The 23,736-nt window shown below is 38.0% G+C and carries 21 protein-coding genes; 7 read left to right on the forward strand and 14 right to left on the reverse strand.

The window, feature by feature from the left end; all coding sequences use genetic code 11:
• Positions 1 to 133 precede the first annotated feature (133 nt).
• Together ansA and pncA are read left to right on the forward strand one after the other, a co-directional pair.
• On the forward strand, positions 134 to 1,153 hold the full coding sequence (ansA, locus tag AAZR93_RS03845) for an asparaginase (RefSeq protein WP_294106009.1): 1,020 nt from the start codon (positions 134 to 136) through the stop codon (positions 1,151 to 1,153).
• A gap of 32 nt (positions 1,154 to 1,185) precedes the next feature.
• Positions 1,186 to 1,812 carry a bifunctional nicotinamidase/pyrazinamidase gene (gene pncA, locus AAZR93_RS03850; RefSeq protein WP_434719027.1) on the forward strand — a complete coding sequence of 209 codons (627 nt, stop codon included), beginning with the start codon at positions 1,186 to 1,188 and terminating at the stop codon, positions 1,810 to 1,812.
• A 167-nt stretch (positions 1,813 to 1,979) separates the two neighbouring features.
• Here the strand turns inward: pncA and AAZR93_RS03855 are convergent, their stop codons facing one another.
• A complete protein-coding gene (locus tag AAZR93_RS03855) occupies positions 1,980 to 2,282 on the reverse strand; it encodes a YeaC family protein (protein WP_336429967.1) in 303 nt (100 codons plus the stop codon).
• Positions 2,283 to 2,410: 128 nt separating this feature from the next.
• Positions 2,411 to 2,824: a peptide-methionine (R)-S-oxide reductase MsrB gene (gene msrB / locus AAZR93_RS03860; protein WP_294106001.1), complete on the reverse strand. Its 414-nt coding sequence runs from the start codon at positions 2,822 to 2,824 to the stop codon at positions 2,411 to 2,413.
• A 356-nt stretch (positions 2,825 to 3,180) separates the two neighbouring features.
• Here msrB and gapA point away from each other — a divergent pair, with 356 nt between their 5' ends.
• Together gapA and AAZR93_RS03870 are read left to right on the forward strand one after the other, a co-directional pair.
• Positions 3,181 to 4,176 (forward strand): glyceraldehyde-3-phosphate dehydrogenase, encoded by a 996-nt coding sequence (gene gapA / locus AAZR93_RS03865; protein ID WP_294105998.1) that lies wholly within the window; start codon positions 3,181 to 3,183, stop codon positions 4,174 to 4,176.
• A gap of 187 nt (positions 4,177 to 4,363) precedes the next feature.
• A complete protein-coding gene (locus tag AAZR93_RS03870) occupies positions 4,364 to 5,245 on the forward strand; it encodes a D-hexose-6-phosphate mutarotase (protein WP_294105996.1) in 882 nt (293 codons plus the stop codon).
• 106 nt (positions 5,246 to 5,351) lie between these two features.
• Here AAZR93_RS03870 and AAZR93_RS03875 read toward each other — a convergent pair whose 3' ends face one another.
• The 4 genes from AAZR93_RS03875 to fadR all read right to left on the reverse strand — a co-directional run bounded on the left by AAZR93_RS03875 (position 5,352) and on the right by fadR (position 9,916).
• A complete protein-coding gene (locus AAZR93_RS03875) occupies positions 5,352 to 6,104 on the reverse strand; it encodes a MipA/OmpV family protein (RefSeq protein WP_294105992.1) in 753 nt (250 codons plus the stop codon).
• Positions 6,105 to 6,252: 148 nt separating this feature from the next.
• Entirely contained in the window at positions 6,253 to 7,317 is a 1,065-nt protein-coding gene (gene alr / locus AAZR93_RS03880) for an alanine racemase (protein WP_434719028.1), read from the reverse strand.
• Between the two features lie 54 nt (positions 7,318 to 7,371).
• Positions 7,372 to 8,673, reverse strand: coding sequence for a D-amino acid dehydrogenase (locus tag AAZR93_RS03885; protein ID WP_434719029.1), 1,302 nt, complete (start codon positions 8,671 to 8,673; stop codon positions 7,372 to 7,374).
• Between the two features lie 526 nt (positions 8,674 to 9,199).
• Positions 9,200 to 9,916, reverse strand: coding sequence for a fatty acid metabolism transcriptional regulator FadR (gene fadR, locus AAZR93_RS03890; protein WP_434719030.1), 717 nt, complete (start codon positions 9,914 to 9,916; stop codon positions 9,200 to 9,202).
• 222 nt (positions 9,917 to 10,138) lie between these two features.
• On the opposite strand from fadR, the gene nhaB reads away from it, so the two are divergent.
• Positions 10,139 to 11,686, forward strand: a complete 1,548-nt coding sequence (gene nhaB, locus AAZR93_RS03895) for a sodium/proton antiporter NhaB (RefSeq protein WP_294105980.1) — start codon at positions 10,139 to 10,141, stop codon at positions 11,684 to 11,686.
• Positions 11,687 to 11,866: 180 nt separating this feature from the next.
• Positions 11,867 to 12,382 carry a disulfide bond formation protein DsbB gene (gene dsbB, locus AAZR93_RS03900; protein ID WP_294105977.1) on the forward strand — a complete coding sequence of 172 codons (516 nt, stop codon included), beginning with the start codon at positions 11,867 to 11,869 and terminating at the stop codon, positions 12,380 to 12,382.
• Between the two features lie 94 nt (positions 12,383 to 12,476).
• Here the strand turns inward: dsbB and AAZR93_RS03905 are convergent, their stop codons facing one another.
• From AAZR93_RS03905 to AAZR93_RS03915, 3 genes are all read right to left on the reverse strand, one after another.
• Entirely contained in the window at positions 12,477 to 14,756 is a 2,280-nt protein-coding gene (locus tag AAZR93_RS03905; protein ID WP_434719031.1) for an FdhF/YdeP family oxidoreductase, read from the reverse strand.
• Positions 14,757 to 15,241: 485 nt separating this feature from the next.
• The gene (locus AAZR93_RS03910) at positions 15,242 to 15,547 is read right to left on the reverse strand and encodes a DUF333 domain-containing protein (protein ID WP_434719032.1); all 306 of its coding nucleotides are present in this window, start codon (positions 15,545 to 15,547) and stop codon (positions 15,242 to 15,244) included.
• A 272-nt stretch (positions 15,548 to 15,819) separates the two neighbouring features.
• Complete coding sequence (locus AAZR93_RS03915; protein WP_294105968.1) at positions 15,820 to 17,019, reverse strand: sugar transporter; 1,200 nt, start codon at positions 17,017 to 17,019, stop codon at positions 15,820 to 15,822.
• A gap of 482 nt (positions 17,020 to 17,501) precedes the next feature.
• Here AAZR93_RS03915 and AAZR93_RS03920 point away from each other — a divergent pair, with 482 nt between their 5' ends.
• Positions 17,502 to 17,723 (forward strand): DUF2594 family protein, encoded by a 222-nt coding sequence (locus tag AAZR93_RS03920; RefSeq protein ID WP_294105965.1) that lies wholly within the window; start codon positions 17,502 to 17,504, stop codon positions 17,721 to 17,723.
• 453 nt (positions 17,724 to 18,176) lie between these two features.
• Here AAZR93_RS03920 and htpX read toward each other — a convergent pair whose 3' ends face one another.
• From htpX to AAZR93_RS03945, 5 genes are all read right to left on the reverse strand, one after another.
• Positions 18,177 to 19,058 carry a protease HtpX gene (htpX, locus tag AAZR93_RS03925; protein WP_294105962.1) on the reverse strand — a complete coding sequence of 294 codons (882 nt, stop codon included), beginning with the start codon at positions 19,056 to 19,058 and terminating at the stop codon, positions 18,177 to 18,179.
• A 464-nt stretch (positions 19,059 to 19,522) separates the two neighbouring features.
• Positions 19,523 to 20,176 (reverse strand): cell envelope biogenesis protein TolA, encoded by a 654-nt coding sequence (locus tag AAZR93_RS03930; RefSeq protein ID WP_434719033.1) that lies wholly within the window; start codon positions 20,174 to 20,176, stop codon positions 19,523 to 19,525.
• A gap of 186 nt (positions 20,177 to 20,362) precedes the next feature.
• Complete coding sequence (gene prc, locus AAZR93_RS03935; RefSeq protein ID WP_294105956.1) at positions 20,363 to 22,405, reverse strand: carboxy terminal-processing peptidase; 2,043 nt, start codon at positions 22,403 to 22,405, stop codon at positions 20,363 to 20,365.
• A 19-nt stretch (positions 22,406 to 22,424) separates the two neighbouring features.
• On the reverse strand, positions 22,425 to 23,114 hold the full coding sequence (gene proQ, locus AAZR93_RS03940) for an RNA chaperone ProQ (protein ID WP_336429955.1): 690 nt from the start codon (positions 23,112 to 23,114) through the stop codon (positions 22,425 to 22,427).
• A gap of 110 nt (positions 23,115 to 23,224) precedes the next feature.
• Positions 23,225 to 23,707 (reverse strand): GAF domain-containing protein, encoded by a 483-nt coding sequence (locus AAZR93_RS03945; protein ID WP_294105951.1) that lies wholly within the window; start codon positions 23,705 to 23,707, stop codon positions 23,225 to 23,227.
• Between the last annotated feature and the right edge of the window lie 29 nt (positions 23,708 to 23,736).

The following is a 23,736-nucleotide window of genomic DNA, read 5'->3' on the forward strand; positions in this document are numbered from 1 at the left end:
CTGTATATCAATCTATAAAATATTATTTTATCCGTAGATAATCCCAATTAAATAAGTCAAAATCCCTGACATCCAGTTCATGATTTATTTGAACTTATCTGTACATGACTTAGGTAAAAGATTAGGTAAAAAGATGCAGAAGAAATCGATTTATGTTGTCTACACTGGCGGCACCATCGGAATGAGCCACTCAGCTCAAGGCTACATCCCCGTTTCTGGCCATTTACAAGCCCAATTAGCTAAAATGCCTGAATTCCATCGCAGTGAAATGCCTGAGTTTACGATCCGAGAACTTCAGCCACTAATCGATTCATCCGATATTACCCCCGAAGATTGGCAATATATTGCTGATGATATTAGTCATAACTATCACCAATATGATGGCTTCGTGATCCTGCACGGTACTGATACCATGGCATTTACAGCTTCTGCTCTGTCTTTTATGTTTGAAAACTTAAAGAAGCCGATTATTGTGACAGGGTCACAAATACCATTAGAAGCATTACGCTCCGACGGTCAAACTAACCTATTAAATGCGCTATATTTAGCCGCGAATTATCCAGTCAATGAAGTCGGATTATTTTTTAATAATAAGCTTTATCGTGGAAACCGAACCGTAAAAGCGCATGCGGATGGCTTCGATGCATTTAGTTCTCCTAACTGCACACCACTAATGGAAGCAGGTATTCATATTCGCTCATACAATACGTGCCCGGCACCTATTGGTATCGGTGAATTGAAAACGCACCGTATCACCCCACAACCAATAGGCGTTGTTACACTTTACCCAGGCTTATCGATAGATATCGTCCGAAACATATTACAACAGCCAGTAAAAGCATTGATTTTGCGCTCATATGGTATCGGTAATGCACCACAACAGCCTGAGCTATTGCGCATCTTACGTGAAGCCACTAATCGCGGTATTATCGTGGTGAATTTGACCCAGTGTATTTCTGGCAGAGTTAATATGGAAGGCTACGCAACTGGTCATGCCCTTGCAGAAGCTGGTGTAATTAGCGGTTATGACATGACATTCGAGGCCGCATTAAGTAAATTACATTATTTACTTAGCCAAGATTATACCTCATCACATATCCGTGAATTAATGCAAAATAATTTACGCGGTGAGCTAAGCTATGCAGATGAATAGTACTATAAATCAATATAGGAACTGAGAACGTAATGAAATCAGCCTTATTATTAGTCGATTTACAGAATGATTTTTGTTCAGGCGGCGCATTAGCTGTTCAAGAGAGCGAAAAAGTCATCGATACCGCCAATAAGGCGATTGATATCTGCCTAAAAAATAATATCAAAATTATTGCAAGCCAAGATTGGCACCCCGCGACACATTTAAGTTTTGCCAATAATTCAGGTACTCAAATTGGCGATATTGGTGACTTAAATGGTATTCCACAAGTTTGGTGGCCGGTTCATTGTGTACAAGGCGAAATAGGCTCAGACTTTCATCCTGAGTTAAACATACAAGCCATTGACGAAATTTTTACTAAAGGTGAAAATCATCAAGTTGATAGCTATAGTGCCTTTTTTGATAATGACCAAGTCACTCAAACACGTTTACATCAATGGCTACAACAGCAACAAATCACACACTTAATCGTAATGGGCATTGCGACAGATTATTGCGTTAAATTTACAGTACTTGATGCCCTAACATTGGGTTATCAGGTTGATGTGCTAACCGATGGCTGTCGTGGTGTGAATTTATCAGCGCAAGATAGCCAGAATGCCTTACTCGAAATGCAAAAATCAGGTGCTAAATTAATTACTCTCAATACGTTAAGTTAAATTCAAACTGCGCCTTGCTTTCATGCTCGGCGCATTTAGCGCTTATTTACTATCTCAATAAATCAAAATGCGCATCACTCACACTCAGTGACAACGTCACTTTTTTATTATCTTAATCTTAAGAAGCAAAGCATTTCTCAGCGTTAAGCGCCATTTTTAGTTTAAAATCAATCATGATTTTGTGGTTTCAGTGTTGCTAACATATCACCTTGAAAAATGGATTTTAATTCTTGCTTACTTTTCATGGTAATTTGTCCATCAGTCCCGACAGTCATGTGATCTGGATTATGGTTATTGCGAGATTGCCATAATAATACCATTTGTAAGCTGTGTTCTTTTTGATCAGGCGTTAATACTACCCCATCAGGCCATTTACCAAGCTCTACCGCTGTTACCAAACGCTGGTATATTTCAGGTGTCATCACCGCAAGCAACTGTTCAATATGTTCTGCATCTATTTCTACGCTCACAAGAGTGCTCCTTAAATAAATCTTACAAAACTGAGTGTTTAAATAATTCTTTTTCCATTTATTTTGCTGAATCGATATTGCTATTTTATCTTTATGGTGTTCAGCAAGCTTCAGCATCATGAAATACACTAACCTAAGGTTTTTTCACCATTATCGTCATCTAAAAAACTTAACGATGCTGAATTTATACAGTAACGTTGCCCTGTTGGCTGTGGTCCATCAGGAAAAACATGCCCTAAATGTGCATTACAGTTTTGGCAACGAACTTCAATTCGATGCATACCATGAGAGACATCTTCAATATATTTTATCGCCCCTTCCTTGATTGGTTCATAGAAACTTGGCCAACCACATCCGGCATCAAATTTAGTCTCAGAAAGGAAAAGTGGCGTACCGCAGCACAAGCATTCATACACACCATCTTTACGGTTATGTAATAATTGCCCACTAAAAGGAGGCTCTGTTCCTGCCTGCTGCGTAACATAGAGCTGCATTTCATTTAAATCAGATAAATCAATAGGTTGTTTGACTTTATTTGACATGTATTACCCATGTATTTAAATTAAAAGATGGTATTAACACAATCATACACTAATTCTAAAACAACAAAAATTTAACAACATTTTTTGTAAAACTATTCTAGACTAATAAGCAGCACACTTTCCCATTTGATTTGTGAGCAGTATCACATATATCACTGATGGATGGTTTCATTATGCTGCGCAACCCCGATAATACGTGCGGCGATATTTGCCTCTAAAGTGGCTAACAAATAAGCAGTTAGTGGTATCAGAATTGATTTTTTTCAATAATTGACACGATTCCGCTTGACGACTGGCAAGGTTTTGGTAACTTTAACTGTAACTTAATTCACGAATAAATAGCTGGTGGAAATACTATGACTATCAAAGTAGGTATTAATGGTTTTGGTCGTATTGGCCGTATCGTTTTCCGTGCTGCACAAGAGCGTTCAGATATCGAAATCGTTGCTATCAACGATTTGCTTGATGCAGACTACATGGCGTACATGTTGAAATATGACTCAACTCATGGCCGTTTCAACGGTACTGTTGAAGTTAAAGATGGTCACTTAGTCGTTAACGGTAAAAAAATCCGTGTTACTGCAGAAAGAGATCCTGCGAACCTGAAATGGCAAGAAGTGGGTGTTGATGTTGTTGCAGAAGCTACAGGTCTATTCCTGACTGACGAAACTGCTCGCAAACACATCCAAGCTGGCGCGAAAAAAGTTGTTCTGACTGGCCCTTCTAAAGATGACACTCCAATGTTCGTTATGGGTGTTAACCATAAGAACTATGCAGGTCAAGAAATCGTTTCTAATGCTTCTTGTACAACTAACTGCTTGGCGCCTTTGGCTAAAGTTATCAATGATAACTTCGGTATCGTTGAAGCGTTGATGACAACAGTTCACGCAACAACTGCAACACAAAAAACAGTTGATGGTCCTTCTCATAAAGACTGGCGTGGTGGTCGTGGTGCTTCTCAAAACATCATCCCATCTTCAACTGGTGCTGCAAAAGCTGTTGGTAAAGTTATCCCTGAGTTAAACGGCAAACTGACTGGTATGGCATTCCGTGTACCAACACCTAACGTTTCTGTTGTTGACTTGACTGCTCGTATTGAAAAGCCTGCTACTTACGCTCAAATTTGCAAAGCTATCAAAGATGCATCTGAAGGCGAACTGAAAGGCGTTCTGGGTTATACCGAAGATGAAGTTGTATCAACTGACTTCAACGGCGAAAAACTGACTTCAGTATTTGATGCTAAAGCTGGTATCGCTCTGAGCGACAACTTTGTAAAACTAGTTGCTTGGTATGACAACGAAACTGGTTATTCAAACAAAGTATTAGACCTAATTTCACATATCTCTAAATAAGAGATATTACGTTATTAGTGTTTACGGAGCCGCCTTATGGCGGCTCTTTTGTATCGCATCAAATGGTTATATATCACTTCTTTTTTTCAATCTCTTGTCTTATCATTCTTTATTCATTTGAAGCGCTATAATACTTTCACCACCTAATAAACTGCTGTCTCTGTCCCATCAAAACAGGCGGAATATCATGCACGATAAATTATTTGCATTACCAGTCATTAAACAGGTCTCTGCATACATTACTCAACGCCAATTGGATGAACTTCCTCTTATTGTGGTTTCTCACCCAAAAGTTCGAGGCGTCGTAAGCCTTCAAGGGGCTCAGTTAATTGATTGGCAACCAGCAGGACAAAAACCCTGTTTATGGCTCAGCGCGGAGAGCGCATTTAAAGAAGGCACTGCAATCCGTGGGGGTATTCCTATCTGTTGGCCTTGGTTTGGTCCTGTAAACAGCCCTAGCCACGGTTTCGCTCGTATTTTGCCCTGGAAATTTACTGCTCATAACGAACATGAAGACGGCGTAATTCTCACTTTCACGTTAACGGATACAGAATACAGTCGTAAATTGTGGCCTCATGAATTCACATTAATCTTACGAATGAAATTAGGTGAAACTTGTGAGCTTGAATTAGAAAGTTATGGTGATTTTGAAGCGACTGCCGCTTTACATTCCTATTTCAATATAAGTGACATTCAAAAAGCGACAGTTTATGGCCTTGGCGATCACTATTTAGATACCGTTGCTGATAAAGAAGTTTATATTTCAGAACCGCTCAAATTTAATAAATTGACTGACCGTGTTTATACCGAACCTGAAGAATACAGTTTATTACGCGATGATGGTTGGGCTCGTACCATTGAAATCCACCATTATCACCATAGTGATGTCGTTTGCTGGAATCCATGGGCTGAATTATCTTGCAGTATGAAAGATATGCCAAATAATGGTTATAAGCAGATGGTCTGTGTCGAAACAGCCCGAATTAATAAACCGATGATAAGTGAAGCCCAGCACCCTGCTCGTTTATCATTAGTCATGGTTTGTCGAGATAACAAACCTCAAGCCTAGTGCATAAAAATATAGAAAAAACAAAACCCCAAAAGTATCTACCTTTGGGGTTTTTTATATTAACTTTGATAAGTCTGTAATAGAACACTTATCCGAGGTTCATCACTTAGAAAGTATAAGTGAAGCCCGTCCATACAATAGCCGACACTGATTTATTCACCATCGGACTATCTTTGACTTCACTAGACATATGGTCAACACGACCCGCAGCGAATGCTGTCCAGTTTTCATCAAAGCGATAATTACCTGATAATTCTAAGAATGGCGTCCAGCTAGAGCCTGGCTGGTAACGTTTTAATCCACTATTGCGAGACTCTTTTGAAGAGATACCATATTCATATCTATTTTGGTTCTCACTGTCCCACTTGATACCGATACCTGGTGTCAATGTCCATTTATCAGCTTGGAAACTATAGAGATATGCCGTTTCAGCACGTAAACCATTACTAATCCCCAACATATCACCAGAACCAATAAATCTTAATGTACCCCAATCAGCTTTATGTTTATAAGTAAAACCGCCCATTACGGTATCACGGCGACGATCTAACTCACGCATCGCGTTATCGTCATTATCTTTAGGCTTGAAAAATTGAGGATAGTAATAAGCATCCAGTGACAGTTGGTCAACACCATCATTCCACAGGTAGTAACCTGCTGCTAAAGTATGAAAATAGAAATTCTCACCTTCATAGTTAATGACAGGGACTGGCGTTACATAGTCTCGTGATTTGATGCCTTTATAGGGAGTAGATTGAGCCAAAACTGACGCACCTACTGACCACGTTCCTGCAACTGCAGCACTTGATAACATACCTAATGCGACAGCTAGTGTTGTTAATTTAATTGTTTTAGACATACAAAATCCAAGAGTAAATGAAAATGATTTAGAGGATATGTTAACGCAATATAGAACATTTCCCAATATTAGCCTAATAAATCACATTTAAAGCTAAATTGGTAAACTTATCTATATTGAATGATTACCTGTATTATATACAAATATATTAATAGCTCACAGGAACTCTTTTGGCTAATGCACACATTAATTGATAACCAATCGTTCCAGCCATCTGAGCAACATCATCGATAGGGATATTTTCTCCCCAAAGCTCCACAGATGAGCCAATATTCGCATCAGGACAATCAGTAACATCAATCGTTAGCATATCCATCGACACCGCACCTAACAGCGCATGTTTAGCGCCATGGCACCAGACAGGCGTACCCGTTGGCGCATGTCGCGGATAGCCATCTGCGTAGCCACAAGCCACTGTTGCAATACGCATCGATTTTGTTGCAGTGAACTTACTACCATAACCAATAGATTGCCCGGCTTTAATCTGATGAATAGCAATGATTTCTGATTTTAACGTCATCGCAGCTTTAAGATTTAAATCAACCACATCAGCCCATTTACCACTAGGCGAAGCGCCATAAAGTATTATTCCTGTACGAACCCAATCATAATGTGTCCCACTGTGCCAAAGTGCAGCACCTGAGTTAGCTATGCAAGTTGGTAAAGACAAATGGTCAAATTGCCTAATTTGTTGCAACGGAGTCTTTATACCCGTTTTAATGTCAGAATTTGCAAAGTGGCTCATTAGCGTAATTTCACCCACATTTGCCATCGCATTTAACTGACTAATGACATTCATATATTCATCTTGGGAAAAACCTAATCGGTTCATTCCACTGTTTAGCTTAATATACACCGATATTGGCGTTTTCAATGGTGCTTTTGCTATCGCGGCTAGCTGCCATTGACTATGAATACTTGTCGCAAGCTGATATTGCTCAATCACAAGTAAATCTTGTGCTTGAAAAAAGCCTTCAAGCAATAATATTGGGCCTTTCCAGCCTTCCTCTCGTAACAAAATAGCTTCATTAAGATCTAAAACAGCAAAACCATCCGTTTCTTGTAAAGCACGCCAAATTTGTTTTATACCATGACCATAACCATCAGCCTTCATCACTGACCAAATTTTGGCTTGCCCAATGTGTTTGCGCACGACGGATAAGTTATGCGTTAAATTTTGTAAATGAATAACCGCACTGATTGGGCGTGGCATATTAATTCCTTTATTATCGAGGATAATCATCCTCACTGTTTTTTAGCCGCCCATTTAACGTACTGGCGATAAATGTCCACTAGATACCAATTTTGTATTAAAGCCATCTACATATCGAAATACTGACAAATCATCGAATTTGATATCCGGCTTATTGCCAGAAATCAAATCTGCAAGTAGTTTTGCAGAACCGCAAGCCATGGTCCAACCCAATGTACCGTGGCCAGTATTAAGATAAAGATTACTGTAAACAGTTGCACCCACAATTGGCGTACCATCTGGCGTCATCGGACGCAACCCCGCCCAGAATTGAGCTTGATTTATATCACCGCCACCTTGATACAGATCTTGCACAACCATCTTTAATGTTTCACAACGCTTTTTCAAGACATCTAAATTAAATCCCACAACTTCAGCCATACCACCGACGCGAATGCGGTCATCAAAACGAGTCACCGCTATTTTATAAGTCTCATCAAGCACTGTCGATACAGGAGCTCGTTGTGTATCTAAAATAGGCATCGTCAATGAATAACCTTTTAATGGATACACGGGTATTTTAACTAATTGCTGTAGTATCGCGGTTGAATAAGACCCCATAGCGACAACATATTGATCAGCCTTAACCACTTCACCATCAATTTTTACACCACTGATTTTATTACCATCCGTTAAAATTTGTTCAACTTTAGCGCCAAATTTAAATATCACACCTGCGGCTTGAGCCATTTTAGCCAGCTTTTTAGTAAATTGCTGACAATCACCAGTCTCATCATTGGGCAATCGCAATCCGCCAGTAAGCTTATCTTTCACATATTCAAGAGCAGGCTCAACTTTGATTAGCTCATTTGCTGTTAACAATTCGTAAGCAACGCCCTCTTGCTTTAGAACAGCGATATCATTAGCCGCATTATCAAATTGTTTTTCTGTTCTAAACAACTGCAAAGTGCCCGCTTGACGACCTTCATAATTAATACCAGTATCCGTTCTTAATTGCCGAATACAATCACGGCTATACTCCGCGATGCGCACCATACGACTTTTATTCATGGAGTAATGTTGAATATCGCAATTTTTTAACATCTGCCACATCCAACGTAATTGGAATAATGATCCATCAGGTTTAATGGCTAAAGGTGCATGCTTTTCAAACATCCATTTTATTGCTTTTATTGGAATGCCTGGTGCCCCCCAAGGCGTTGCATAGCCAGGTGAAATTTGTCCTGCATTCGCTGCGCTCGTTTCTTCTGCAACATCGAGTTGTCTATCAACAACGATCACTTCATGCCCTTGCTTGGCTAAATACCATGCGGTTGTAACACCGATAACACCTGCGCCTAAGACCATAACTTTCATATACCCACCTTACGCATGACTATAATTTACTCAATAGAATAATATTCTAGTTTTCATTTTCCAATACAGTTGATTAACATTTTTAACAATAAAGTCGAATGTTCCATTAAAAATCAGATTTCCTCGATTCAATCATATATTCTGCTAACGACATTAATCACATGAAAAAAATTATTTAAATATATCAATACAATATAGTGTTAACTAAATTAATTTTTATAATATGAATAGAGAGATACAGACTTTTATACTTATCAAGCGAGATTTTATATTGATACACTATTTATCGTTAAATTCTAGACGTCGAATTCGAACAGTTTATTATGCTTGTATTTTTTAATTTAATAGAATTTAATACTAACTAAGTCGTTTTATTACTGTGTTATCAGCAAAACATGAAGATGAAAAGTAAGCTCAACCTATTTGGAATAACTATATGAAGATATTGCGAAGATACAGCGGAGATAAAAAAACCAGTTACAAATATTGAACTGGTTAATTATAGGATTTTCTTTACTCAATATTTCTAACGAATAAGCGCTAAATCTGAGGGCATATTACCTTGCATACTATGCCAAATTAGTCCACTTTCCTTACCATAATTCCTGACACATTCCATAATACGGTCATACGCTTGTTCGCGACATAAATTAGATAATTGCTGGTAAAAATTCAAAGCAAGGCGTCTAGCTTCTGGGTTCGAGAAATAATAGCGTCCCACTCGGGTATACAGCCCTCTCAAGCCATTAATAATTAATCCATAAATTGGATTACCGGATGCAAAAGCGAGGCCACGGAAAATATTGTAGTCTAAATCACTAAAAGCATCGGAATTATCTTCAACTTTGTCTTTTCCAGATAAAACTTCAAGAGATTTTTCTGGATTATTACGAAAAGCGGTACGAATAAAAATAGCCGCAATGTTTGTTCTTACCGCTAGCAAATTATCAACCAGTTGCGGAACTCGGTCATGGTCTAATCTTGCGAGAGTTTCAAGAATATTTAAACCTGACGTTTCCCAATAATTATTCACTTTTGTTGGTTTACCATGCTGAATGGTTAAGCAGCCATCACGCGCTAATCGTTGTAATACTTCGCGAAGTGTTGTTCTTGTCACGCCAATAAGTTCAGAAAGCTCGCGCTCGGCGGGTAGAATTGTTCCCGGTGCGAATCGATTGTTCCAAATACTTTCAATTATATATTCTTCCGCGAAGCCTGCCGGACTTTGAGCTCGAATTACCATATTTTTATTATTCCAAACATTTTTAGACGGATTTAGACGAAAGCATATCAGATTGCCACAAAATGAGATAGTTAGACTCACAATAAACAATGCGGTTAATCATAAAAATTCCATATAATTCATATATTATCTATTAGCAAAAGGACTTAAATAATACAAAAGATAAGCGTACTATGTAGGGCAACATCACACAACATCCCCAAAAGAGGATAACAAATCATAATGGATTTTAGTTTAAAAAGAGCCTTTTTGAAAAATTTTCTAGGCAATTCACCGGATTGGTACAAGTTAGCAATTATTTTATTTTTAATTATTAACCCAATTATTTTTTATTATGTTAGCCCTTTCGTTGCTGGTTGGCTTTTAGTGATTGAGTTTATATTCACATTAGCAATGGCATTAAAGTGTTACCCACTACAGCCTGGTGGCCTGCTCGCCATTGAAGCCGTTATCATGGGTATGACAACACCCGCACAAATTTCCCACGAAATTAGTAATAACCTAGAGGTTGTTCTTTTACTAATTTTTATGGTGGCAGGCATCTATTTCATGAAACAGCTATTGCTGTTTGTTTTCACGAAACTACTAATAAACGTCCGTTCTAAACGAATTCTATCGTTATCATTTTGCTTAGCAAGTGCGTTTTTATCTGCCTTTTTAGATGCACTTACTGTGATAGCTGTCGTTATTAGTGTCTCTATTGGTTTTTATTCTATTTATCATCAATACGCATCGAGTCATCATAATAATACCGATCTACAAAATGATAATTTCATTGATACCGTAGAGAAAAAACAAACCCTTGAACAGTTCCGTGCTTTTTTACGTAGCATAATGATGCATGCCGGCATTGGTACTGCCTTAGGGGGTGTAATGACGATGGTTGGTGAACCACAAAACCTCATTATTGCTAAACATGTTAATTGGGATTTCATCACCTTCTATCTACGTATGGCGCCAGTCACTGTTCCTGTTTTTATTTGTGGTTTATTAGTTTGTTATCTTGTCGAGAAATTCAAATTATTTGGTTACGGAACAGAATTACCCTCAACAGTGCGCCAGATATTAACTGAACATGATAAAAAAATGAGTGCCAAGCGTACTAAAAAAGAGTTGGCTCAGCTAATTGTTCAAGGCTTAATCGGTGTATGGCTTATTCTAGCCCTCGCATTTCACCTTGCTGAAGTAGGACTTATCGGCCTTTCTGTCATTATTTTAACGACCACTTTTTGTGGGATCACAGAAGAGCATGCATTGGGTAAAGCATTTGAAGAAGCTCTTCCCTTTACTGCACTATTAACTGTTTTTTTCAGTGTTGTCGCCGTTATTATTGATCAACAATTATTTACACCATTTATTCAGTATGTTCTGCAATCCTCCGAATCCTCTCAATTATCACTATTTTATTTATTTAACGGATTACTCTCCGCAGTTTCAGATAATGTATTTGTTGGTACGGTATATATTACGGAAGCATTAAAAGCCGCTAATGAAGGGCTTGTTTCACAACACCAATATGAATTACTCGCGGTGGCAATTAACACGGGAACCAACTTACCTTCCGTTGCAACACCAAATGGTCAAGCTGCTTTCTTGTTCCTGTTAACCTCCGCGTTATCACCACTGATTCGTTTGTCATATGGTCGTATGGTATGGATGGCATTGCCTTATACTATCGTAATGACTATTGTAGGCTTACTTGGTGTCGAATTATGGTTAATCCCTATAACTAACTGGATGGAAAGCATTGGTTGGGTTTCACTACCTTAGTTTTCGGATATAATGCGCATTAACTTAACGATATCAATCTTTATAAGCCGCGATTTTATGCGGCTTATTTTGTAATGTTAGGTAAAGCCTACTCAAAAAACCTTTAATTTGATTTTTGACGCTTTTTTTATCAGTCGGTTAGAGGCAAAATGGCACATCACTAATTTAGGGAATCTAAGTATGTTCAGATTTTTTAACTACTGCTCACAAGGACGAGGCGCATGGCTATTAATGGCCTTTACGGCGTTTATGCTGGAATGTGCTGCGCTGTATTTTCAGCACGTAATGAAGCTACAACCTTGCGTTATGTGCATTTATGAACGTGTCGCTTTGCTCGGTGTTATAGCCGCAGGCTTAATGGGAGCCATTGCGCCAAGAAACATAGTAATCCGCTGGATTGCCATCATCATTTGGATTTATGCTGCATGGCGAGGCTTAGAACTTGCATGGGAACATACCATGCTACAGCTCTACCCATCACCTTTCGCATCTTGTGATTTCTTTGTCAATTTCCCAGATTGGCTGCCATTACAAGAATGGGTCCCTGCTGTATTTGAAGCTTCTGGTGACTGTGCAGTAAGACAATGGGCATTTTTAGGTTTAGATATGCCACAATGGCTAATTGGTATTTTTGCTGCTTATTTACTTATTGCTATCATTGTTTTAATAAGCCAATTTTTCCCATCCAAAAAATAGTCTTAAAAAATACCCCATAGTTAATGATTAAACATATGGGGTATTTTAATTAGTCAGCCAGCAAAGATTAACTGTCTCAAATCCGAATCAGCAATTACATAACAATTTCCAATTTTACAGGAATATTTTTGTATGCCGGAATACCACATTGTGGGTCAAAATTATCTAACGTAATCAAATTGTTTGCTTCTGGAAAATAAGTCGCAACTGAACGATCTGCCATATCGTAAATCACAACCGTCAAATTATCTAAGCGACGTTTTGTCGGTTTTTGATTGCTATCTAATGCAATAATATTAACCTTATCACCCGCTTTCAATTTCTGTTTTTTCGCTTCACCTTCACTGATAAAGACGACATCTCGCTGACCAAATACGCCGCGATAACGATCATTCATTCCATAAATGGTGGTGTTATATTGATCATGACTACGTAGTGTCGCAAGTATCAACTCACTATTAACCGCAGATTTTGGATCTTCAATTACACCTTCTGTAGGCACAAAGTTAGCTTTACCTGATTGAGTTAACCAACGACGCTCTGAAGCTGCATTGGTAAGATGAAAACCACCAGGAATTTTAATTCGTGCATTGTAATTATCAAAGTCAGGTAAAATCACTTCCATCGCATCGCGGATAAGATCATAGTTATCAATGAAGTTATCCCATTCAACTTTAGTTGCGGGTATTGTAGCTTTAGCAATACCCGCTACAATTGCACATTCCGATTTTAAATACGGACTGACGGGTTTTAATAATCCTTTAGAAGCGTGCACCATAGACATAGAGTCTTCCACTGTAATGCACTGTGCGCCACTCGCCTGCCTATCAATTTCACTACGTCCTAACACCGGCAATAAAAAAGTATTTTTAGCTGTCAGTAAATGGGAACGATTGAGTTTAGTTGCAGTATGTACAGCTAAATCGAGTTTTTTCATACCTGCGTAACAAGCGTCTTTATCTGGCATAGCAACTGCTAAATTTCCACCCATACAGATTAATGCGTTAGCACTACCCGCAGCGATAGCTTGCATACTCGCCACTGCAGCATGACCAAATTCACTTGGAGGCTGAAAACCAAAACGTTGCTCTATCTTATCCAAAAAATGCTTGCTTGGTTTTTCTGTGATCCCAACAGTACGATCCCCTTGCACATTAGAATGACCACGCAACGGGCAAATTCCAGCACCTTCACGACCGATATTGCCTTTTAATAGCAACAAATTAACCAGTTGCTGAACATTTTGCGTACCATGCTGGTGCTGAGTTATTCCCATGCCATAACAAATAATGGTATTTTTTGCTTCACTATAAAGGTCGGCAATTTCCTCAATCGCTTCACGGGATAGTCCTGAAACGCGTAAAATATCTTTCCACCCTGTGGTTAACACATCATTTTTTAAGGCATCATAACCGTGAGTGTGGGTTGAAATAAAATCGGTATCAAGAATAGGTGGCTGACCTGCTTCAAGCGCAGTTTGATGACGCTCAATGAGTACTTTCATCACGCCTTTAATCAAAGCAGTATCACCACCAATTCGTACTTTATAATAATGCCCAGCCAAAGGTGTTGATTCTAATGTAAGCATTTCAACGACATCTTGTGGATATGCAAAACGCTCAAGACCTCGCTCTCGCAACGGATTAATAGCAATTATTTTAGCGCCGCGTTTAGAAACCTCACGCAATGAACTCAACATACGAGGGTGGTTGGTACCCGGATTATGCCCAATACAAATCACTAAATCCGCTTTATCAAAATCTTCCAATAATACCGTTGCTTTACCTACTCCAATGGATGCAGCTAGCCCAACACTAGTAGGTTCGTGACACATGTTAGAACAGTCAGGAAAGTTATTAGTTCCATATTCACGAGCCAATAACTGATACAAAAAAGCAGCTTCATTGGATGTACGGCCAGAAGTATAAAACTCAACAGTATTAGGGTCTGAATAGTTTTGCAGTTTTTCACCTATCTGCTTAAATGCCTCATCCCACTCAATTGGCTCATATTTATCTATTTGAGGATTATATTTCATCGGATGTGTTAAGCGCCCTTCGTCTTCCAAATGAAAATCATCCCAACTGAGTAATTCCGTCACTGTATGCTTAGCAAAAAATTCAGGTGTAGTGCGTTTTGATGTAGCTTCCCACGCAATGGCTTTAGCGCCATTTTCACAGATATCAAATGACGCAGTATGCTTAGGATCTGGCCATGCGCAACCGGGGCAATCAAAACCATCGACCTTATTCATATCAAACATTGCAATCACATCATGGCCTATTTCCATTTGGCCACGCAACGCTTGAGCAACAGCTTTAACGGCACCCCAACCTGCGGCTGGGCCAGTATACTCCTCAATTTTCTTTTTCATTTTTCATTACTCTTCATTGAATTGAAAATAAATAGTTATAATTGTTAATATACTTTTTTATAATTTTAATTATGACCTTACAATGAAGGTTAATAACTTTTCAAATGAAGATCAATTATTTATTTAGAATAAAAAACTGGCAGTCGAAATAAGATAATCTATTACGTACAATAATATAATTATCCTACACCTTATTATCGTAATATAAAAAAACAATAAACGCTTTAATGGCAAAATAAACCAAATAAATATATTTTCGTAAAAACAGTATGTTATGGCGCTTTTACATTTAAGAAAGAGTATAGTTTAAATTTAAAAGAGGACTAGTGATTAATTAAATACTTAACGGCGTAATGTTAATAATAATGATATTTATTTAACTAACCCCTATATTTTTAAATAAATATGGGGGTTAGTTTATTAAAATATTTTTCGCAGTAATATACATCACGATATACATGAAATAATGCGTGGGAAATTGCTTATTAAATACAGCTACCACTTTGAATGATATCAGCCGCACAACGCTTTCCATTAGCAAATTGGCAAACTGCTGTTTGGTTGCCATTCAATTCTAATGTCATCGCAGGTAATCCACCAGCAGAGACACAAGCCTCTTGCGCCCCATAGCCTAAATTAACAACTTGTTGGGCATACTGTGCATCCGAATTTTCCGCTCGTGTCATCTTACTTGATTCAGAATTACTGCAAGCAGTAAGCATTAAAGAAAAAGTACTAATTAAACTTATTGAAATAATCGGTTTTAACAGAGCACTGATTTTACACTTCATCACATTCTCCAATAATATCAGCTTCTGTTCCCTCTAATCAGTGATACTGCTTCTTGAAAACAGATTAATGGCAACATATTAACTATCTATTAAGCAGCATACCAATAATTGTGGATAAATCGAGCTTTTGGTTGTAAATATTAATAATCGCCCTAGTTAGCTACACTATGCTTAGCTACAACTATATTGAATAGACAATATACGAGTGTTATTTAATTATATAGTCAAAATATACTGCCTATAAAATAATACTTTCATGACAATAAAATTAATTAGTGAATGCTTGATTGAGGTAATTTATCCTTAAATGATTCTTTATAGCGTTTAAAAATATAAATACACCAAATCAATGAGATAATACCAAATGCTGCACCAACATAGCCAATATACGTCATACCCATATGGATGATAACTTGATTACCAAGTAATGCCCCACCACCAATCCCAAGATTAAAAATACCTGAATAAATTGCCATAGATAGATCGGTCGCGTCGGGTGATAAGTCAATGACTTTGACCTGCATTCCTAAGCCAATACACATAATCGCTATTCCCCAAAATATAGATAGAGGAATAAGGGACCCTATATCTCCGCCTAGTGGCATCAATAATAGTAAGCAGACAGTTAATACACCAATTGCGGTAGGTAAAAAAGTTAATGCGTATTTGCTGCTATAACGACTAAAAATAACACTGCCGACAATACCTGCGGCACCGAAAATAAGCAGCAATATCGTGGCAAAATTTTGACTTTGTAAAGCAACATCTCGTACAAATGGTTCAATATAGCTATATGCAGCAAAATGTGCAGTAACAACGACAACCGTCAATACGAATATACCCACCAGTGCGGGGCGCTTGAATATGATAGGCAAACTTTTTAAAGATCCCGAATGCTCACTTGGTAAGTGAGGCAAAAAGCGTATAAGTGCAATCATTGTGACAGCAGCAATCGCACCTATAGATAAAAACGTCATGCGCCAACCTAAAAATTGTCCAATTACACGACCAATAGGTAAACCCAATACTGTTGCTAATGCTGTCCCCGTTGCCAATAATCCTAACGCCTGCGCTTTTTTACCTGCTGGTGCAACTCGGATAGCAAGCGATGCTGTAATTGACCAAAATACAGCATGTGATAATGCGACACCAACTCGAGCGCCTATAAGCGCGTCAAAACTCCATGCAAAGCCCGAAATAATATGGCTAATAATAAAGACAATAAACAAGAATACTAACAACTTACGCCGTTCAATTTTACTGGTTAGTAGCATCAGCGGTAATGACATTATTGCCACTACCCAAGCATAAATCGTGATCATCAGCCCCGTATGAGCCACTGTCATATCAAAACCTTCAGCAATATCACTTAACAATGCCACAGGCACAAATTCTGTTGTATTAAAGACAAAAGCAGCTACTGCTAATATCACAACTCTTATCCATGCTGTTTTTCTAGAAACCTGAGTCATTGTCTAATACCAAGCCTTATTTTTCCATGCGTTAATCTGCACAAAAAATACAATACCATTGCGCAAAACAACAAAAAGGGAGATTAAGATAAAAGCAACTTTAACGATGACTAAAATGTATCGAGGCACAATTTTACGTGTTTGCCGTCGCTACATGTTTATTTTCGCCTTGTGTATGCTATAGAGAATTATGTGAATCATATCACACTATGAGGCATCTTTTAAAGACACTCTAACTAAGAATGTCAATACAAAACAATCAATATTCAATCTTATTACTTTTCAATAAATACAGCTGAACATTCAGATTAAATTGCCCACTTATGCTTTTAATAACAAAAATAAGACAATCTTGTTGATACTATCCTCATGCACAGCCATTTCTACCACATTATCATTAATACCACTTATGTTAGAACACATCGGGATTTTTTCTGTGCTACAATCTGCGAATTACTGTTTATTATTAAAGGAATCTCTAAATGAAAACCCATTTCCCTACCGAGCCTGATGTTAATACCCTTGCGGATGAGATCACTTGTTTAAAAAATTTAGTCACACATATGCTTAAAGCGATTGGCCAAGCAGATGCAGGTAAAATTTTAATTAAAATGCAAAGAGAAGTCGCATTAATTGAAGATGAAAAACAAGCAGAAACATATAAAAATACACTAGAGCAGATTAAAGCAGGCTATCGCCAATAGAACATTTAGCGATAAATGCTATTTATAGCATATAACCGTATAAAAGCGGTTTATACTGCACAAATAACTAAGTTTCATTTATCGAAATAGCCTATCTTTGTTCATGAATTAAACCATTCTTTATTCATTTAGCTCCCCCTTCAGAACCCTATGAAGGGGGCTTTTTTTATCAAAAAATTAAAGTCAGCTGATCAATATCGCTCTATTTAGCTAGCACTCCACGTTCATCACTAGATAAATATACTTAGCTCTATTTTCTAATTAAAACAGACATTTCATATATATTTATAATTCAGTACTAAAAGTTAGTATTTCTAGTCCATAACCTTTGAATAAAAGCTTCTATACCAAAAATTAAATACCTTTGAACATAAAAAAGCCACTCAATAAATTTTGAGTGGCTTTTACTTCATTCAAATTATTATTTAACTTGTCATTTGATCTATGCAAATACTATTTTAAATACTGTCCTGAGCGCAGCGCTTCAATACGCTTGTCTAACGGTGGATGTGATAAAAATAACTCACTAAATGCTTTACCGCGACCATTAATACAAAATGCCATTAAGCGCCCTTCTTCTTGTGGCTCATAGCTGGTTTTTAATCGTTGAAGCGCAGCTATCATTTTTTCTCTACCCACTAACTGAGCAGAACCCGCATCAGCATGAAACTCGCGGTGACGAGAGAACCACATCGTAATAATGCTAGCAAGTATCCCAAATACAATCTCTAATACCATTGAAACTGCAAAATAAACCATGGGATTGCCGTTGCTACTTTCATTTTCATTATTATTGTTTGACATAAACCCAGCAACAAGCTGTGCAATAATACGAGAAATAAAGATAACAAAGGTATTCACAACACCTTGAAGCAACGTCATTGTCACCATATCACCATTAGCAATATGACTAATCTCATGCGCAATAACCGCTTCTGCCTCATCTCGGCTCATGTTTTCTAACAAGCCCGTGCTAACAGCAACAAGAGATGCATCACGGCGAGCTCCCGTTGCAAATGCATTTATATCAGGCGCATGATAAATCGCAACCTGAGGCATTTGAATACCTACCTGTTGTGCTTGGCGCCCTACTGTGTTTATTAGCCATCTCTCGACATCATTACGGGGTGACTCAATAACTTCACCACCAACAGATTTAAGCGCCATCCATTTAGACATCAATAGAGAAATGAATGCACCGCCAAAACCAAACAGCCCAGCCATGATCAACAAACCTTGAGCACTACTGCCTTGAATGCCCGTTAAACTTAAGATTATCCCAAACACAAACATAACCGCTAAGTTTGTGAGCAAGAATAAAACAATTCTCATCATTTTTATGTATTCCTTGGTAAAAACAGATATCACGTAGAATTTACTTTATAAATAAGGTTTTTTCACACTATTTCAAGTCAATTAACATGAAAAAAGCAAAAAACGACATAACTTTACATATAATATGAATAGATGCCTCAAAAAAGATTGTTTTCTTGCAATATTATATAAAATGATACTGATAACTCACTGTTTTTAAAAGTACAAAAATAATCATTCATTTTCTAGATAATTAACTTTTAAAATTCAAGGCTTGATATCAACAGCATACATATGAGTAACCCTCTAGTTTCCGCCATCTTATACACAACATGAGACTAGAGACACATATTTAACTTTTTATTTATCAAATTTAATTCATTCTTACTATCTCTATTAGTATGCAATGATGACAATAAAATACCATCTCACGTCAAATGAGATGGCATCTATTCAAAATAATGATAAATGTCGATAGACTAAAGTTAATTAGTCGTATTTTTTGGCGCTTTTTCTTTGGTATCTTTTACGGTTTTCTCTTTTGCAACTTTAGTTTTTTCTTTATCAGCGGCTTTGGTCACTTTTTCTTTTGTTGCTTTAGTAGTATCTGTACCAGTCGCCTTAGCAGCTTTATCCTTTACCACTTTAGTCGTGTCTTTATCAGTATTTTTGGTCGCTTTTTCTTTTGTTGCTTTAGTCGATTCTTTATCAATATCCTTAGGTATTTTTTCCTTTGTCGCTTTTAGTGGCTCTTTATCTACTTTCTTCGTGGTCGTACTTTTTACATCTTTAATTTTATCAGCAGTGTCATCTGATGCTTTGCCAATTTTTTCACTGGTCTTCTTATTTGCTTTTTCATTCGTCGTTTTAATTGATTCTGTTACAGAAGGCTTGCTTGATGACTTTGAAACACTCGCGCCAGCTACACCCGCTTTACTGTTAATTGAATTTTTTAACTCTACAGTACAGACCTGTTCAGAGCGGCTCGTTGAGCCATCATTACAAATAAATTGGCCGCCATCACAACGATCAATTCCACCCTTACTGCCTGAACAAGGATAATTCCTTGCATTAGCAGTACCTAATGATGAAATCACTATAACGATAACCGCAATCAATCCTAAAAATAATTTATTCATTGGCATTACCTCATTAATAAGGAACATACCCTAAAAGTTTAGGATAAATTAAGCAAAGGTAAAGAAATCTATAACTAATTGAAGTTGAGAGTTTTAAATATTGCCAGTGAACTAATAATGTAAATGTAATACACACAAAAAAGCCAGCTTTCGCTGGCTTATTGAATAATCTATAGCCGAATAAATTTATTTTTGGTTAGATAGCATCTTGGTATTCTGCTTAGCCAGATCTATTGCCATTTTAACCGTTTCATCCAAATACGGATCTGGGCCTTCGTAATCCTTAGGTAAGTCCTCAAGTGACTTAAGTAATGGTTTACCTGCTTTGGAATTACGTTCATTTATGCGTTTTAGCTTAGTCGCTTCAATTTCATTATCTTCTTTTTCTCGCTCCGCATAATTAAGTGATATCAGATTCTTACTCTCTTTATTCACCTTATAACGTGCAATATCTTCATCAATATAATTAAATTCAGGGTCTTTGCTAATACGATCTAAATGCTTGGTTTTTATGACAGATAAATCCCCAGCAACATTACCGGCCTTCGTATAGTTTGCAGGCGGAATACTATCCCAAGGAAGCGCGTTATCCTCAAAGCTCTCACCTGTTTCCGCAGGATCTTGCCCTGTTGGCATGACAACATCAGGTGTTACACCTTCACGTTGTGTACTACCCCCGTTAACACGATAAAACTTCTGAATGGTATATTGTACTGAGCCTAACGACGGCCATTCTGGTTTTAGCATTTGATCATAAACACGGCTCAAGCTTCTGTGTTGCTGAACGGTACCTTTACCAAAAGTTGGCTCACCTACAATTAACGCTCTGCCATAATCTTGCATTGCTGCTGCAAAAATTTCTGATGCAGATGCGCTAAAACGATCAACAAGCACGACTAATGGGCCTTTGTAATAAACAACATCGTCATCATCTATGTCTTGGCGAACTTGTCCGTTGTTATCTCTAACTTGGACAACTGGACCTTTAGGAATAAACAAACCAGATAAAGAAACCGCTTCTGTTAATGCACCACCACCATTACCTCGAAGATCAATAATCAAGGCTGATACATTATCTTTTGCCATATTTTGCAGTTGAGTTTTAACATCATTAGTTAACCCAACATAAAAACCTGGAATGTCTAATACAGCAACTTTATCTTTACCTTGTTGCTTAATTGTCAGTTTTACAGCTCGATCTTCCAGTCGGATCTGCTCCCTTACTATAGTGACTATATGTGGCTTAGCCCCTTTAGTATCAGAAACAACCTCTAGCCGTACTTGACTACCTTTAGGGCCTTTAATTAGCGCGACAACATCATCAAGACGCCAACCAACGACATCAACAATTGGCTTACCAGTTTGGCCGACCCCAATAATTTTATCGCCTACTTTCAGCTCTTTACTTTTAGATGCAGGACCGCCCGCAACTAAGGAGTTAATGACTGTGTTTTCGTCATCTTGCTGTAATACTGCGCCAATCCCTTCGAGTGATAAGCTCATCTCAGAATTAAATTGCTCAGTATTACGCGGAGAAAGATAACTGGTGTGGGGATCTATTTCACGAGCAAAAGAATTAATAATGAGTTGAAATACATCCTCACTTTGCGCCTGAGCCAAACGTCTTAAAGCAAAATTATAACGTTTAGTCAGCTTTTCTTTTATCTCTTTGTCATCTTTGCCGGCGAGTTTTAGATTTAGCCAATCATATCGTACTTTTTGATCCCAAAGCTTATCAAGTTCTTGATTATCTTTAGGCCAAGGCGCTTTCGAACGATCAACTTCTATTGAATCATGTGCATCAAGATTCATTGGCTGATCGAGACGAGCAAGGGCATATTTAAATCGTTCAAAACGCCTTTGTTGCGAAAGGTTATACAGGTCATAAAATTTATCTAACTTGCCATCTTCAAGCCACTGGCCAACTTTTGCTTTATCTTTAGCATATTGGTCTACATCGGATTGAAGTAAAACATTATGTCCGAAATCTAACATATTCAGATAGCGGTCAAATATTTTCCCAGAAAACTCTTCATCTAAATCAAACTGACGATAATGGGAACGAGTGAATCTTGAACTCACTCTTTCACTCACTGTGCCATGTTGTACATTCTGTTTTAAAACAGGTAACTGGGAAGCAGTGACTGGCGTCACTGCTTGAGTATTAGCAATTGCACTGCCGAAAGTCGCTAAACTAACAACAAGTGCTATTTTAAGAAGCTTGTTCATGACCTGATGGACCTCCGTATCAGAACTTTAAATGTTCCGCGCGCACAATCATTGCCAGTCCACTTGGCAATTGAACCCTAACACCGTCTTTAGCAATTTCCATTACAGAGGCATCCATTACACTCGACCCAACTTTAACTTTTAAAGATTGGCCAATTTGTAATGCATTGATATCAGTTACTGATTTCAATGTTTGTTCTGGTGCAACGTTATTACGACGTGGGGTTTTTGCAGGCGTGTTTTGCGGGCGTTCTTTATTGTCTGACGGACGGCGGCGAGGCGCATTTTCTTTTGCAGCTTCAGGGCTACGAGCGGTTTTTTCACTCGGCTTTTTAGCGGCAGGACGTTTTTGCGCTTTTTGCTCAGCACGTTGTGCTTGAACTCTTGCTTTCGCTTCAGTTAATTGCTGACGTGCATGTGCAATGTGCTCTGCGTCTAATTCGCCACAGTCATCGCCATTCAAATCAACACGTTTAGCTCCCTCTTTAACACCGTAAAGATAACGCCAGCTAGAGGTATACATGCGCAACGCAGAACGTAGCTGCGTTTTACTAATACCATCTTCTTCGGTCAGACATCCTACGATATCTTGAAAAATTCCGACTTTTAACGGACGAGCTTCGCCTTCAGCGATAAAACAACGTGGAAAACGCTGCGCTAAAAATGCGATTACTTCTTTACTACTTTTCAACTTAGGTTGATTTTCCATGAAATTTCCTGATAACAACAATTTTGCCAACCTCACGGGCATGAACAAGCCGACATTATAATCGTGTTGCTGACAATTGCCACGTTACTATTAATTTAACATACCAATATTTAGTAATATTTTGGCGTAGAACACATTCCCAGGTGTTGACACAACTGGTTTACAATGTGTTGCAACCCATCCTCATCTTCTTGGTCGAACTGGTCGAAATTTGGGCTATCAATATCTAGAACACCGATAATTCGCCCATTTACCGCTAAAGGAAAGACTATTTCAGCGTTACTTGCCGCATCACAAGCTATGTGACCTGGGAAAGCATGAACATCTGCCACACGTTGAACTAGATTGTGACTAAAAGCGGTTCCGCAAACACCTTTGCCAAACGCTATCCTGACACAAGCCACCTTTCCTTGAAATGGCCCTAGCACCAACTCTTGTTCATTACTCAAATAAAACCCAACCCAGTTCACACCATCTAGACGTTCAAATAGCAACGCACTGGTATTCGCCAAACTTGCAATTAAATCATATTCTCCTGCCAGTAAGCTAGATAGATTAGCTGAAAGTTCGAGATAATACTTCTTTTTATCCATAGTTATTTCTTGTATTTATCAAGTAATTA

The organism is Providencia sp. Je.9.19 (genome assembly GCF_051129765.1).
In the GTDB taxonomy this organism is placed as follows: domain Bacteria; phylum Pseudomonadota; class Gammaproteobacteria; order Enterobacterales; family Enterobacteriaceae; genus Providencia.

Excerpts from the sequence above, each read along its gene's own strand:
- ansA (WP_294106009.1), top strand. The coding sequence starts at position 134 with ATGCAGAAGAAATCGATTTATGTTGTCTACACTGGCGGCACCATCGGA.
- pncA (WP_434719027.1), top strand. The coding sequence starts at position 1,186 with ATGAAATCAGCCTTATTATTAGTCGATTTACAGAATGATTTTTGTTCA.
- msrB (WP_294106001.1), bottom strand. The coding sequence starts at position 2,824 with ATGTCAAATAAAGTCAAACAACCTATTGATTTATCTGATTTAAATGAA.
- gapA (WP_294105998.1), top strand. The coding sequence starts at position 3,181 with ATGACTATCAAAGTAGGTATTAATGGTTTTGGTCGTATTGGCCGTATC.
- AAZR93_RS03870 (WP_294105996.1), top strand. The coding sequence starts at position 4,364 with ATGCACGATAAATTATTTGCATTACCAGTCATTAAACAGGTCTCTGCA.
- AAZR93_RS03875 (WP_294105992.1), bottom strand. The coding sequence starts at position 6,104 with ATGTCTAAAACAATTAAATTAACAACACTAGCTGTCGCATTAGGTATG.
- alr (WP_434719028.1), bottom strand. The coding sequence starts at position 7,317 with ATGCCACGCCCAATCAGTGCGGTTATTCATTTACAAAATTTAACGCAT.
- AAZR93_RS03885 (WP_434719029.1), bottom strand. The coding sequence starts at position 8,673 with ATGAAAGTTATGGTCTTAGGCGCAGGTGTTATCGGTGTTACAACCGCA.
- fadR (WP_434719030.1), bottom strand. The coding sequence starts at position 9,916 with ATGGTAATTCGAGCTCAAAGTCCGGCAGGCTTCGCGGAAGAATATATA.
- nhaB (WP_294105980.1), top strand. The coding sequence starts at position 10,139 with ATGGATTTTAGTTTAAAAAGAGCCTTTTTGAAAAATTTTCTAGGCAAT.
- dsbB (WP_294105977.1), top strand. The coding sequence starts at position 11,867 with ATGTTCAGATTTTTTAACTACTGCTCACAAGGACGAGGCGCATGGCTA.
- AAZR93_RS03905 (WP_434719031.1), bottom strand. The coding sequence starts at position 14,756 with ATGAAAAAGAAAATTGAGGAGTATACTGGCCCAGCCGCAGGTTGGGGT.
- AAZR93_RS03910 (WP_434719032.1), bottom strand. The coding sequence starts at position 15,547 with ATGAAGTGTAAAATCAGTGCTCTGTTAAAACCGATTATTTCAATAAGT.
- AAZR93_RS03915 (WP_294105968.1), bottom strand. The coding sequence starts at position 17,019 with ATGACTCAGGTTTCTAGAAAAACAGCATGGATAAGAGTTGTGATATTA.
- AAZR93_RS03920 (WP_294105965.1), top strand. The coding sequence starts at position 17,502 with ATGAAAACCCATTTCCCTACCGAGCCTGATGTTAATACCCTTGCGGAT.
- htpX (WP_294105962.1), bottom strand. The coding sequence starts at position 19,058 with ATGATGAGAATTGTTTTATTCTTGCTCACAAACTTAGCGGTTATGTTT.
- AAZR93_RS03930 (WP_434719033.1), bottom strand. The coding sequence starts at position 20,176 with ATGAATAAATTATTTTTAGGATTGATTGCGGTTATCGTTATAGTGATT.
- prc (WP_294105956.1), bottom strand. The coding sequence starts at position 22,405 with ATGAACAAGCTTCTTAAAATAGCACTTGTTGTTAGTTTAGCGACTTTC.
- proQ (WP_336429955.1), bottom strand. The coding sequence starts at position 23,114 with ATGGAAAATCAACCTAAGTTGAAAAGTAGTAAAGAAGTAATCGCATTT.
- AAZR93_RS03945 (WP_294105951.1), bottom strand. The coding sequence starts at position 23,707 with ATGGATAAAAAGAAGTATTATCTCGAACTTTCAGCTAATCTATCTAGC.